This is a genomic window from Leclercia sp. M50 (assembly GCF_037150775.1).
Lineage (GTDB): Bacteria > Pseudomonadota > Gammaproteobacteria > Enterobacterales > Enterobacteriaceae > Enterobacter.
This window is the reverse complement of record NZ_JBBCPK010000001.1, coordinates 22,775-34,634: the sequence shown is the minus strand read 5'-3', so window position 1 is coordinate 34,634 and position 11,860 is coordinate 22,775. Positions and strand designations below refer to the sequence as shown.

Sequence of the window (11,860 nt, the reverse complement as noted above, 5' to 3'; positions counted from 1 at the left end):
CAGACGGGGCCGCCTCACCTGATTCGTGATCGGCCCCGCAATTTTTTTCCCGTCCCGCCTGAAACCGACCTGATTCCCTCTTTTTTATTCCTCCCCGGCGGGTGATTTGTGATGATTTTCACACTTCATTTTTGCCGCCCCTGATAAAACGTGAACCCCATCAAAAGCCCTTTCTACCGCCTTATCCTGGCGTGACGATCTTCACTCTTCGCTCAAAATCCCCAGACAGGGCCCGCGAGCAGGGGGATAAAACGGCGTTAAATGCCTGTCACTTAACAGCTGACAGGTATCAACATGAAGCTCTCGTTAGAAAATGTCGTTCTCGACCGCAGCGGTCTGACTCCCGTCACCGATCTCCTCCAGGGGCTGATTGCGACCCTCGCCCAGGCCGGTGGCGGTACGCTGGTGATCACGCCGGGTACCTACCTGACGGGCACGCTGGTATTACCGTCAAACTTCACCCTGCATCTGGAAGCCGGTGCGCGTCTGCTGGCGAGCCCCCATGAGGCGGACTACCAGGCCTGCGAAACCCAAAGCATGGCCGAGCTTTCCAGAATGGCGCTCCTCTATGCGCGTGATGCCCATCACCTGACCCTGTGCGGTCCAGGCTGCATCGACGGCAATGCCAGCGCCTGGTTTGCGCCAGCGCCGGACGCCCAGGGCTACCGTCAGCCGAAAACCCATCGTCCGCGCATGCTGGTGCTGGAAGGGTGCGAGCAGGTGCGGATCGCCGATATCACGCTGTACGACGCACCCATGTGGACCGCGCACCTGGTCAGCTGCAGGCATGTTTTTATCAAACAGATCACCATCGATAACGATCTGGCACTCTCCAATACCGATGCGCTGGATCTCGACAGCTGCCAGCATGTGCACCTCAGCGACAGCTATTTCAGCGCCGCCGACGACGGCATCTGCCTGAAGACCACCGCCAAAAGCGCAGCGTTGCAGCAGCCGATGGAGAACGTCACGGTCAATAACTGCATCATTCGCTCAAAAAGTTGCGCCATCAAAGTGGGCACCGAGACCTTTGCCGACATCCGCAACCTGGTGGTCAGCAACTGCGTCATTTTCGAATCCAACCGCGCCATCGGCCTGGTCTCCCGCGACGGCGGACGGTTCAGCCAGATGCTGTTCAGCAATATCGTCTTTGATTGCCGGCACGGCGATCCCTGCCACTGGGGAAAAGCCGATCCGGTCTTTGTCTCCGTCCGCCACCGCGCGCCCAACGTCGCGCCCGGCGAGATAAGCCAGGTCACGTTCTTAAGCCTCAGCGGAAGCGGGGAAGGGGCGATCAACCTGCACAGCGACGTGCCGGGCGCCATTCACGACATCACCTTTAACGGGCTGAGCTTCTCTCAGCGCCTGAGCGCCAGCGAGGAGCAGGGCTGCTATGACGTGCGCCCTCCCTGTAACCCCGCGCGCCCGACAGGGATGGGACTGGATAACGCCTGGCGCGTTAACCCGCAAACGGGGCGCGCCTACGGCGTAGAACGCTATCCGCACGGACTGCCCGCGCTCTATGCCGCAGGTGTTGAGGGATTACAGCTGCATGTCATCCAGATTGCCCGTCCGCTGCCGTTACCTGCGGGCTGGGATGAAGAGAGCATCCGAACTTACCCGGCGAATACAGGGAATACAAAATGATAAAAAAAGTGCGAGAAATTAAACTGCGTAACTATGTCTGTTACGGGCTGGCAGATGTGATTGGCTCCGGTGCCTTCACGCTGGTCAGCGCCTGGCTGCTGTTTTTCTTAACCACCTTCTGCGGGCTGACGCCGATTCAGGCGGGCTCGCTGTTTGCGGTGGCGCGTATTGTCGATGTGATCATGTGTCCGGTCATCGGCTACATTTCCGATAACTTCCATAAGACGGCGCTGGGCCGACGCTTTGGCCGTCGCCGCTTCTTCCTGCTGGCCAGCATCCCGCTGGTGTCGGTCTACAGCCTGCTGTGGGTGGAGGGCTTCAATTACTGGATGTACCTGCTGTTCTACATCCTGTTTGAGATCGTCTACACCATGATCATCATCCCTTACGACACCCTGTCGGCAGAGATGACCTCCGACTTCAAAAAGCGCTCAAAACTCACCAGCGCCCGCATGTATATCGCCCAGCTGGCCGGTTTTGCTGCCGCCTTCCTGCCGGGACGTCTGGTGGCATACTTCGGGCCGGAGTCGTCAGCGTCATTCTTTTATACCGGCGCCATTTTCACCGTCTCCTTTATGATCGTACTGTTCTTTGTCTACTTCGGCACCTGGGAACGTTCGCTGGAGGAGATCCAGCAGAGCGAAGCCCACAGTGAAGAGGAAGAGAAGGAGCCGCTGGCAACCCGGACGTACCATATCTATTACGATTTCCTCTCCACCCTGAAAATCAAAACGTTCAGATCGCACCTCGGGATGTATCTGGGCGGTTCAGTGGCGCAGGATATCTTCAACTCCGTCTTTACCTACTTCGTGGTCTTCGCCCTGATGACCTCGTCGGTGATGGCCTCTAACCTGCTCGGCGTGATCAATGCCCTGCAATTCTTTGGCGTCGGGATCGCCACCTGGCTGACCCTGCGTTACTCCCCGTCCCGGGCCTTCGCCACCCAGGCCTCAATGGCCCTGGTGGCCTTTGCCCTGCTGGTGTCAGCGTACTTCCACCAGACCGGTGGGATGGTACTGCTGTATGCCGGGGCGGCGATTGCCGGCCTGGCGCGCGGCGGGATCTACGCCATTCCATGGAATAACTACACCTTCGTGGCAGACGTGGACGAGATCCTCACCTGTCAGCGTCGGGAGGGGATCTTCGCCGGCTTTATGAGTCTGCTGCGTAAGGCCTCTCAGGCGATGTCGATTTTCCTTGTTGGCGTGGCTTTGCAGATGTCGGGCTTTGTCTCCGGGCAGTCCGCGCAGCCGCAGTCGGCCATCAACATGATCATGGTGATCATGATTGTGCTACCGATGATCCTCACCGTCTGGGGGATCTGGTCGGCCTGCCAGTTCCGCATCAACAGCCGCACCCACGCCATTCTGAACGAAGAGGTGGCGCGCCTGAAGCAGGGCGGCAGCAAGGCGACCGTCAGCGCGGAAAACCGTGCGGTTATCGAAAGCCTGACCGGTATGCCGTATGAGCACTGCTGGGGCGAGAACACCGTTGGCTATCTCAACCGCAAACGGATGATGGCGCGTCAGAGCCCTCCGCAATTCACCAACGCCTGATCCTCACAGCCTGACCGGGTCCGGGCCCCCGGTCTTTCAGGACGAAGCACATGACAGAACACAGCGTATATATTCAGCAAGGGATCTGGGCCAGACTGGGTCTGCCCCGGGAACTGAGCTGGGGTTTTATCGGCATTTTTCTGTTTATTACCGGTGCCACCATCGAGCAAAGCTGGCTGGCCTCGATGCTGCAAAACCGCGGCTTTGATGCGTTTCACATCAGCCTGCTCTCATCGGTGTTCGGCCTGTGCGTGGCGGTGATCTCCTGGTTTGCGGGGATCGGCGCGGGGGTACTGGGCCTGCGTCGTCTGATGTGGAGTGCCACGGCGATCTACTTTCTCGGTTCGATCCCGTTTATCGGCTATGCCCTGCCGCAGGGAAACTACCCCCTGATGGTCGCCAGCTACGCCCTGCGCGGCGTGGCTTACCCGCTGTTTGCCTACGCGTTCCTGGTCTGGATTAACCAGCGCTGCGAGCCGCGTATCCTGGGACGGGCGGTTTCCTGGTTCTGGATCGCCTTTGGCGTGGGGATGACCATTATCGGACCGTGGTACGCCAGCCTGATGCTGCCGCGGCTCGGCGAAACCACCACCCTGTTGAGCGGCTTTATCTTTGTGGTACTGGGGGCGTTCTGCGCGCTGGTGCTCAATCCCGATCGGCCGCAGACGGCGCAGGGCGGCAGCATGGGGGCAGCACTCACCGAAGGGATCATGGTGCTGGTGCGGGAGCCTAAAATGCGTCTCGCGGTGATCGTCAAAACCATCAACGACATCGGCAAATTTTCGCTGGTGATCCTGATGCCGGTCTACCTGCCGCGCTTTGGCTTCAGTATCGCGACGTGGCTCACCATCTGGGGGCTGGTGAACGTTGTTAATATTTTCGCCAGCTACTTCTTTGGCTGGCTGGGGGACACCATCGGCTGGCGTAACACGGTGGTCTGGTTCTCCGGCACCCTGTGTGGTCTGGCGATGGTGGCGGTATGCTACGCCCCGGTGCTGTCTGGTAACAGCGAGCCCGCGCTGTTCTGCGCCTTATCGCTCTATGCCATTGGGCTCGGGGCGTTCGGGCCGCTCAGCGCGCTGATCCCCTCCCTGCTTCCTGATAACAAAGGCGCGGCGATCGCCTGCCTCAATCTGGGCTCCGGCCTGAGCAACTTTGTCGGGCCGCTGATTGTCACCCTCTGCGTGGCCCCCCTCGGCGTGGAGGGGACGTTGTGGGTGATCGCCATGCTTTACTTTGCCGCCAGCGTGCTTACCCTGCCGTTAAAACTGCCTGAGACGCGCTAAAACGCCACTTATCGACTACGCTTTTCTCTCAAGCCTCTGAAAAAGGCGGCAAAATCATGAGGAAAGCGGAATGACTATTTTAAAGGGGATTGTTGGTTCAGCGGCGCTGCTGGCGGCGTTGAGCCTGCCATTACAGGCAGCGGAGCCGGTAAAGGTCGGGTCGAAAATTGATACGGAAGGGGCGCTGCTGGGCAACATTATTTTGCAGGTGCTGGAGAGCCATGGCGTCAAAACCGTCAATAAAGTGCAGCTGGGTACTACCCCGGTAGTGCGTGGCGCCATCACCTCCGGCGAACTGGATATCTACCCGGAATACACCGGCAACGGCGCCTTCTTCTTTAAAGATGAAAATGACCCGGCGTGGAAAAATGCCAGCAATGGCTACGAGAAAGTGAAAAAACTCGATGCCGAACAGAACAAGCTAATCTGGCTTACCCCGGCTCCGGCGAATAACACCTGGACCATCGCGGTACGCAAGGATGTGGCGGAGAAAGGCAAACTCACCTCCCTTGAGGATCTGAGCCGCTACCTGAAAGAGAAGGGTGATTTCAAACTCGCCGCCTCAGCCGAGTTTATCGAACGCCCGGATGCCCTGCCTGCCTTTGAAAAAGCCTATGACTTCAAGCTCGATCAGAGCCAGCTGCTCTCACTGGCGGGGGGTGATACCGCCGTCACCATCAAAGCAGCCGCTCAGCAAACCTCGGGCGTGAACGCGGCGATGGCCTACGGTACCGACGGCCCGGTAGCGGCGCTGGGTCTGCAAACCCTCACCGATCCAAAAGGCGTTCAGCCGATCTATGCCCCGACGCCGGTGGTGCGCGAGGCGGTGCTGAAGGCTTATCCGGAGCTGGACGCCTGGCTGAAGCCGGTATTTGAAACGCTGGATGAGAAAACCCTGCAACAGCTGAACGCCAGCATTGCAGTCGAGGGGCTGGATGCCAAAAAAGTGGCGGCAGATTACCTGAAGCAAAAAGGGCTGGTGAAATAACCCGCCGCAGGACTGTGCTGTGCCGATAAGATGTCATAACCGCGTGCTGCTGCTGATGGCTCTCATTGCCCTGGCAGCCGCCGCGCTACCCTTTGTGAATTTTGCCCCGAACCGGCTGGTGTCCGGGGAAGGGCGTGCCGTCTGGCAGGTGTGGGCGTTCTCGCCTGCACTGCTGCTTATTGTGCCGGGTCTGTTAATCGTGCTTGCACTGATGCGTGGTCGCGGGGCAGTGGTGGCGACGCTTGTGGTGTGCGAGCTGCTGTTCGCCGGGCTGGTCTGGAGCGCGGGGCTTGCCGCCACGCATCTTGCCAGCAGCGAAAGTCCGCTGGCGCGCACTGCCGTGGGCAGCGGCCTGTGGCTCTGGCTGGCGCTCTGCCTGCTCGCCTGCAGCGATGCCATTCGTCGGCTTAACCTGCCGCCGCTCTGGCGCTGGCTGCTGCAGGCGCAAATCTGGATCCTGCCGTTGCTGCTGCTGTTCAGCGGCGAACTCAACGCCCTCTCGCTGATGAAAGAGTACGCCAACCGGCAGGATGTCTTTAACGATGCCGGGCAGCAGCACCTCACGCTGCTGCTGGGCACACTCATCCCGGCCCTGCTGATTGGCGTGCCGCTGGGGCTGCTTTGCTATCGCCGTCCGGCCTCTCAGGGGCCAGTGTTTGCGGTGCTGAATATCATTCAGACCATCCCTTCCGTGGCGTTGTTCGGCCTGCTGATTGCCCCGCTTGCCGGGCTAACCCGCGCCTGGCCGTGGCTGTCGTCGCTGGGCATTGCCGGAACCGGCCTGACGCCCGCGCTGATCGCCCTGGTGCTCTATGCCCTGTTGCCGCTGGCGCGCGGGGTGCTGGCGGGGCTTAGCCAGGTGCCCGCCGAGGTGCTGGAGAGCGCCGACGCGATGGGGATGAACAGCCGCCAGCGCTTCTGGCAGATCCAGCTCCCGCTGGCCCTGCCGGTGCTGCTGCGCGGCCTGCGCGTAGTGGCGGTGCAGACCGTGGGGATGGCGGTGATAGCGGCCTTAATTGGCGCCGGAGGATTCGGCGCGCTGGTGTTCCAGGGGCTGCTGAGCAGCGCCCTGGATCTGGTGCTGCTGGGCGTTATACCGACCATCGTGATGGCGGTGGTGGTGGATGCGCTGTTTGCGCTGTGGATCGCCCTGCTGCGAAGGAGAACCGATGATTGAGTTTGATGATGTAAGTAAAACCTTTGCCGGCGAGCCCGCGGTCAGCAATCTGGATCTGACCTTTGCCGAAGGGGCCTTCACGGTGCTGGTGGGCACCTCGGGCTCGGGCAAATCGACCACCCTGAAGATGATCAACCGACTGGTGGAGCATGACAGCGGTCTGATCCGCTTTGCCGGGCAGGAGATCCGCAGCCTGCCGGTGCTGGAGCTGCGTCGGCGGATGGGTTATGCCATTCAGTCCATCGGTCTCTTCCCGCACTGGACGGTGGCGCGCAACATCGCCACCGTGCCGCAGCTGCAAAAATGGCCTCGGCAACAGATTGACGACCGGGTGGATGAACTGATGGCGCTGCTGGGGCTGGATCCTGCCCTGCGTGAGCGCTATCCGCACCAGCTTTCAGGCGGGCAGCAGCAGCGGGTCGGTGTGGCGCGGGCACTGGCCGCTAACCCGGAGGTGCTGCTGATGGATGAACCTTTTGGCGCCCTCGACCCGGTCACCCGTAGCGCGTTGCAGCTGGAGATGACCCGCATCCATCGCATTCTGGGGCGGACCATTGTTCTGGTAACGCACGATATCGACGAGGCGCTCCGGCTGGCAGACCACCTGGTGCTGATGGACAGCGGCAGGGTAGTGCAGCAGGGGACGCCGCTGGCGCTGCTGACCCGACCGGCGAATGGATTTGTGCGCGAGTTTTTTGGCCGCAGCGAACTGGGCGTACGCCTGCTGTCGCTGCGCACGGTCGGCGAGTCGATGCGCCCGGAAATCACCTCGGGTGAGTCCAGCCCGCTGCGGGCCTCCATGAGCCTGCGGGATGCGCTCTCGGCGTTTGTCAGCCAGGGTTGTGAACGTCTGCCGGTGGTGGATGACCAGGAAAGGCCGTGCGGTACGCTCTGGTTTCGCGATCTGCTGGCCCGGGAGGCGTCGTGAGGCTATTACGCGATCCACTTCTGTGGCTGGTGGCGCTGTTTGTGGCGCTCCTGTTCCTGATGCCCTACAGCGCGCCGCTCTTCAGCGCGCTGTTCCCGGAGCTGCCGCGCCCGGTCTACCAGCAGGAGAGCTTCGTTAGCCTGACGCTCGCCCACTTCTGGCTGGTCGGCATCTCCAGCCTCTTTGCCATCGTGGTGGGGGCAGGCGCCGGGATTGCCGTAACGCGACCGGCGGGCCGGGAGTTTCGCCCGCTGGTGGAGACCATCGCCGCCGTCGGGCAGACCTTCCCGCCCGTGGCGGTACTGGCCATTGCGGTACCGGTGATGGGCTTTGGCCAGCAGCCGGCGATTATCGCGCTGATCCTCTATGGGGTGCTGCCGATTTTACAGGCGACGCTGGCGGGGCTGGCGGCAGTGCCCGCGGCGGCCATCAGCGTAGCCGAAGGGATGGGGATGAGTGGCTGGCAGCGCCTGCGCAACGTTGAGCTGCCGCTGGCCGCGCCGGTGATGCTGGCGGGGATCCGCACCTCGGTGATTGTGAATATCGGTACCGCAGCCATTGCCTCAACGGTAGGGGCAAACACGCTGGGGACGCCGATTATTATCGGCTTAAGTGGCTTTAATACCGCCTATATTATCCAGGGTGCGCTGCTGGTGGCGCTGGCGGCGATTGTGGTCGATCGCGCCTTCGAACGGCTGGCACGAAGCCTCAGCCAACACCGCCACGGACAATAAACGAATAACCTGCCAGCATCACGCCCCCAATACCGCTGACGGCCATGAGAAAGAAGAGAGTGATAACCGCGACTTTGGTTGCCTTCATAATGTGCTCCTGATGTTAACAGGGCGATTATACGGTGAAGCGCGGGTGTTAATGAACCATTAATTGCCTTTCAGCGGGAAGACGGGATAGCCGTGCGCCTGCCACTGGGTCAGCTGCTGCTCCTGCGCCGCCGTCGGTGATTCTCCGCACCAGACCAGCAGCGTCTGTCCGTCGAACAGCTCCGGGCGCAGCTGAGCCAGCGAATGCGCCAGCACGTCGACGCGCCAGCCCTGCTGGGCGGCAATCCACGCTTCAAACCACAGGCGAGTCGTGTCGTGCACGTTCCAGCCGACTACCAGCGCATCTTTGCTGTTCTTCTTTCGCGCCGTAGCAAGATAAATACAGATATAGTTGATAAGCACGCCGTCCAGCGCGCTCAGCAGTGCCTGGAGCGTAGGCTGCTGCGATTGCAGACGCCTTCGTAACGGGATGAACAGTTGGGTAATAAGGGTTTGCGCAGGGTATTCACTGCCTCGTTCCTTGATCCATATACGCAGACGGTGCAGATGGCCGCATTGCAGATAACGCAGCAGCACCTCCTGTTGTTCGCGCCAGATGTCCTGCTCCTTCTGACCTTCCGGGCTCAATAGCGTTTTAACCTTCCCGACCTGGACGCCATTATCGATCCAGCCTTTGATCTCACGGATCCGGTCGATATCCGCATCCGTAAACAGCCGGTGGCCACCGTCGGTTCGCTGCGGTTTCAGTAATCCGTAACGTCGCTGCCATGCCCGTAACGTCACAGGATTGATATCACACAGGAGTGCCACTTCTCCTATCGTGTAGAGCGCCATGTTTTCCCTCCGGCTTGCGCATGCCCAGATTAACTGTAGACGGAGAATGCTGAACCAGGAAGTTTCGCTCTTTTTTCCCAAAAAAAATGCGAATATCAGATTATGTTCGGCTAAAGGTGTGATGGCTCACACGAAAACACATTTTCGTTCTTTGACTGCAAAGAAAGTTATTGCGCTTCGGTGTATGTTACGCGCTTTAAGAATTTGCGGTTTGTGGGTATGTACGAATTTAATCTGGTGTTGCTGCTGCTTCAGCAGATGTGTGTGTTTCTGGTCATCGCGTGGTTGATGAGCAAAACACGCCTGTTCATCCCCCTGATGCAGGTCACCGTTCGTCTGCCGCACAAGCTGCTCTGCTACGTTACCTTCTCTATCTTCTGCATTCTCGGCACCTATCTGGGCCTGCATATCGAAGACTCCATTGCCAACACCCGTGCGATCGGCGCGGTGATGGGCGGCCTGCTCGGCGGCCCGGTTGTCGGCGGACTGGTGGGGCTGACCGGGGGACTGCACCGCTACTCAATGGGCGGCATGACGGCGCTGAGCTGTATGATTTCGACCATTGTCGAAGGGCTGCTTGGCGGCCTCGTCCACAGCGTGATGATCCGTCGCGGTCGCCCGGATAAAGTCTTCAGTCCCCTTACTGCAGGCGCGATAACCCTGGTGGCCGAGCTGGTGCAGATGCTGATCATTTTGCTGATCGCCCGTCCCTTCGAGGATGCCCTGCATCTGGTGGGCAGCATTGCCGCGCCGATGATGGTCACCAACACCGTAGGCGCCGCGCTGTTTATGCGCATCCTGCTTGATAAGCGGGCCATGTTTGAAAAGTACACCTCGGCCTTTTCGGCAACGGCGCTGAAGGTTGCGGCCTCGACGGAGGGGATCCTGCGTCAGGGCTTTAACGAAGAGAACAGCATGAAGGTGGCGCAGGTGCTGCACCAGGAGCTGGATATCAGCGCGGTCGCCATTACCGATCGCGAAAAGCTGCTGGCTTTTACCGGCACCGGCGATGACCATCACCTGCCAGGCAGACCGATTTCGTCCGCATATACGCTTCGCGCCATCGAGACTGGTGAGGTAGTCTACGCCGACGGTAACGAGGTGCCGTACCGCTGCTCGCTGCATCCGCAGTGCAAGCTGGGCTCGACGCTGGTGATCCCCCTGCGCGGTGAAAACCAGCGGGTGATGGGCACCATCAAGCTGTATGAGGCGAAAAACCGTCTGTTCAGCTCCATCAACCGAACATTAGGAGAGGGGATCGCCCAGCTGCTCTCGGCCCAGATCCTCGCCGGGCAGTATGAGCGGCAGAAGGCGTTGCTCACCCAGTCGGAGATCAAGCTCCTGCACGCTCAGGTGAACCCGCATTTTCTGTTTAACGCCCTCAATACCCTGAAGGCAGTGATCCGTCGGGACAGCGATCAGGCAACGCAGCTGGTGCAGTTTCTCTCGACCTTTTTCCGTAAGAACCTAAAGCGGCCCTCGGAAATTGTCACCCTTGCGGATGAAATTGAGCATGTGAATGCCTATCTGCAAATCGAGCAGGCCCGGTTCCAGTCGCGCCTGCAGGTGACGCTGTCGGTGCCGGATGAGCTGGCCTGGCAGCAGCTGCCAGCCTTTACCCTGCAGCCGATTGTGGAAAACGCCATCAAGCATGGCACCTCCCAGCTGCTGGGCACCGGCGAGATCGCCATCACCGCCAGCCGCTTTAACCGCTATCTGGTGCTGGATATTGAAGACAATGCCGGGCTCTATAGCGGTGCAAAAGAGGGGGGAGGCCTGGGAATGGGGCTGGTGGACAAGCGTCTGCGCGCCCATTTTGGCGAAGATTGCGGCATTACCGTCACCTGTGAGCCCGACAGCTTTACCCGTATAACCTTACGACTGCCTCTGGAGGAACACGCATGTTGAATGTGCTGATTGTCGATGACGAGCCGTTAGCGCGAGAAAACCTGCGATTTTTGCTGCAGGAGCACAGCGATATTGAGATTGTCGGCGAGTGCGCTAACGCCATTGAAGCCATTAGCGCCGTGCACAAGCTGCGTCCCGACGTGCTGTTTCTGGATATCCAGATGCCGCGCATCAGCGGCCTGGAGATGGTGGGCATGCTCGACCCGGAACATCGACCCTACATTGTCTTTCTCACCGCCTTTGATGAATACGCGGTAAAAGCGTTCGAAGAGCACGCCTTTGACTATCTGCTGAAGCCCATCGAAGAGCCGCGGCTGGAAAAAACGCTCAACCGTCTGCGCCAGGAGCGCAACGTGCAGGACGTATCGCTGCTGGCGGAACACCAGCAGCCGCTGAAGTTTATCCCCTGTACCGGCCACAGCCGGATCTATCTGCTGCAGATGGAGGACGTGGCTTTTGTCAGCAGCCGGATGAGCGGGGTGTTTGTCACCAGCCACGAAGGCAAAGAGGGCTTTACCGAGCTGACGCTGCGTACTCTGGAGAGCCGCACGCCGCTGCTGCGCTGCCATCGCCAGTATCTGGTGAACATGGCGCATCTGAAAGAGATCCGCCTTGAAGAGAACGGTCAGGCGGAACTGGTGCTGCGCGCCGGACAGACGGTGCCGGTCAGCCGTCGCTACCTGAAAAGTTTGAAAGAGGCGATAGGGCTGTAAAACTGCTACACTGCGCGCCATTGCATCATCGACACTCGAAG

11 protein-coding genes are annotated in these 11,860 nt (G+C 59.9%); 9 read left to right on the top strand and 2 right to left on the bottom strand.

Features of this window, described 5'->3' with window-relative positions; translation table 11 throughout:
• Window positions 1-294 precede the first annotated feature (294 nt).
• The 7 genes from WFM46_RS00155 to WFM46_RS00125 all read left to right on the top strand — a co-directional run bounded on the left by WFM46_RS00155 (window position 295) and on the right by WFM46_RS00125 (window position 8,316).
• Entirely contained in the window at window positions 295-1,647 is a 1,353-nt protein-coding gene (locus tag WFM46_RS00155) for a glycoside hydrolase family 28 protein (protein WP_180209881.1), read from the top strand.
• A complete protein-coding gene (locus WFM46_RS00150) occupies window positions 1,644-3,203 on the top strand; it encodes an MFS transporter (protein ID WP_103180293.1) in 1,560 nt (519 codons plus the stop codon). The genes WFM46_RS00155 and WFM46_RS00150 overlap by 4 nt, the downstream gene beginning before the upstream one ends.
• A 50-nt stretch (window positions 3,204-3,253) precedes the next feature.
• Entirely contained in the window at window positions 3,254-4,489 is a 1,236-nt protein-coding gene (locus WFM46_RS00145) for an MFS transporter (protein ID WP_336996859.1), read from the top strand.
• Between the two features lie 70 nt (window positions 4,490-4,559).
• Window positions 4,560-5,477 carry a glycine betaine ABC transporter substrate-binding protein OsmF gene (gene osmF, locus WFM46_RS00140; RefSeq protein ID WP_263950417.1) on the top strand — a complete coding sequence of 306 codons (918 nt, stop codon included), beginning with the start codon at window positions 4,560-4,562 and terminating at the stop codon, window positions 5,475-5,477.
• Between the two features lie 19 nt (window positions 5,478-5,496).
• The gene (locus tag WFM46_RS00135) at window positions 5,497-6,654 is read left to right on the top strand and encodes an ABC transporter permease (RefSeq protein ID WP_103180288.1); all 1,158 of its coding nucleotides are present in this window, start codon (window positions 5,497-5,499) and stop codon (window positions 6,652-6,654) included.
• On the top strand, window positions 6,647-7,582 hold the full coding sequence (locus WFM46_RS00130) for an ABC transporter ATP-binding protein (RefSeq protein ID WP_103180286.1): 936 nt from the start codon (window positions 6,647-6,649) through the stop codon (window positions 7,580-7,582). Before WFM46_RS00135 ends, WFM46_RS00130 begins: the two co-directional genes overlap by 8 nt.
• Window positions 7,579-8,316: an ABC transporter permease gene (locus WFM46_RS00125; RefSeq protein ID WP_159339581.1), complete on the top strand. Its 738-nt coding sequence runs from the start codon at window positions 7,579-7,581 to the stop codon at window positions 8,314-8,316. Before WFM46_RS00130 ends, WFM46_RS00125 begins: the two co-directional genes overlap by 4 nt.
• Here WFM46_RS00125 and WFM46_RS00120 read toward each other — a convergent pair.
• The gene (locus tag WFM46_RS00120) at window positions 8,291-8,404 is read right to left on the bottom strand and encodes a protein YohO (RefSeq protein ID WP_072036698.1); all 114 of its coding nucleotides are present in this window, start codon (window positions 8,402-8,404) and stop codon (window positions 8,291-8,293) included. The two genes, WFM46_RS00125 and WFM46_RS00120, sit on opposite strands and share 26 nt — an antisense overlap.
• 59 nt (window positions 8,405-8,463) lie before the next feature.
• Window positions 8,464-9,198, bottom strand: a complete 735-nt coding sequence (gene mlrA / locus WFM46_RS00115; protein ID WP_103180283.1) for an HTH-type transcriptional regulator MlrA — start codon at window positions 9,196-9,198, stop codon at window positions 8,464-8,466.
• 219 nt (window positions 9,199-9,417) lie between these two features.
• On the opposite strand from mlrA, the gene WFM46_RS00110 reads away from it, so the two are divergent.
• Both WFM46_RS00110 and btsR read left to right on the top strand, forming a co-directional pair.
• The gene (locus WFM46_RS00110) at window positions 9,418-11,106 is read left to right on the top strand and encodes a sensor histidine kinase (protein ID WP_103180281.1); all 1,689 of its coding nucleotides are present in this window, start codon (window positions 9,418-9,420) and stop codon (window positions 11,104-11,106) included.
• Window positions 11,100-11,819 carry a two-component system response regulator BtsR gene (btsR, locus tag WFM46_RS00105; RefSeq protein WP_103180279.1) on the top strand — a complete coding sequence of 240 codons (720 nt, stop codon included), beginning with the start codon at window positions 11,100-11,102 and terminating at the stop codon, window positions 11,817-11,819. Before WFM46_RS00110 ends, btsR begins: the two co-directional genes overlap by 7 nt.
• Window positions 11,820-11,860 lie beyond the last annotated feature (41 nt).

What these genes read in the sequence shown, in the direction of transcription:
- WFM46_RS00150 (WP_103180293.1), top strand. Translation starts at nt 1,644, where the DNA reads ATGATAAAAAAAGTGCGAGAAATTAAACTGCGTAACTATGTCTGTTAC.
- osmF (WP_263950417.1), top strand. Translation starts at nt 4,560, where the DNA reads ATGACTATTTTAAAGGGGATTGTTGGTTCAGCGGCGCTGCTGGCGGCG.
- WFM46_RS00145 (WP_336996859.1), top strand. Translation starts at nt 3,254, where the DNA reads ATGACAGAACACAGCGTATATATTCAGCAAGGGATCTGGGCCAGACTG.
- WFM46_RS00155 (WP_180209881.1), top strand. Translation starts at nt 295, where the DNA reads ATGAAGCTCTCGTTAGAAAATGTCGTTCTCGACCGCAGCGGTCTGACT.
- btsR (WP_103180279.1), top strand. Translation starts at nt 11,100, where the DNA reads ATGTTGAATGTGCTGATTGTCGATGACGAGCCGTTAGCGCGAGAAAAC.
- WFM46_RS00120 (WP_072036698.1), bottom strand. Translation starts at nt 8,404, where the DNA reads ATGAAGGCAACCAAAGTCGCGGTTATCACTCTCTTCTTTCTCATGGCC.
- WFM46_RS00130 (WP_103180286.1), top strand. Translation starts at nt 6,647, where the DNA reads ATGATTGAGTTTGATGATGTAAGTAAAACCTTTGCCGGCGAGCCCGCG.
- mlrA (WP_103180283.1), bottom strand. Translation starts at nt 9,198, where the DNA reads ATGGCGCTCTACACGATAGGAGAAGTGGCACTCCTGTGTGATATCAAT.
- WFM46_RS00110 (WP_103180281.1), top strand. Translation starts at nt 9,418, where the DNA reads ATGTACGAATTTAATCTGGTGTTGCTGCTGCTTCAGCAGATGTGTGTG.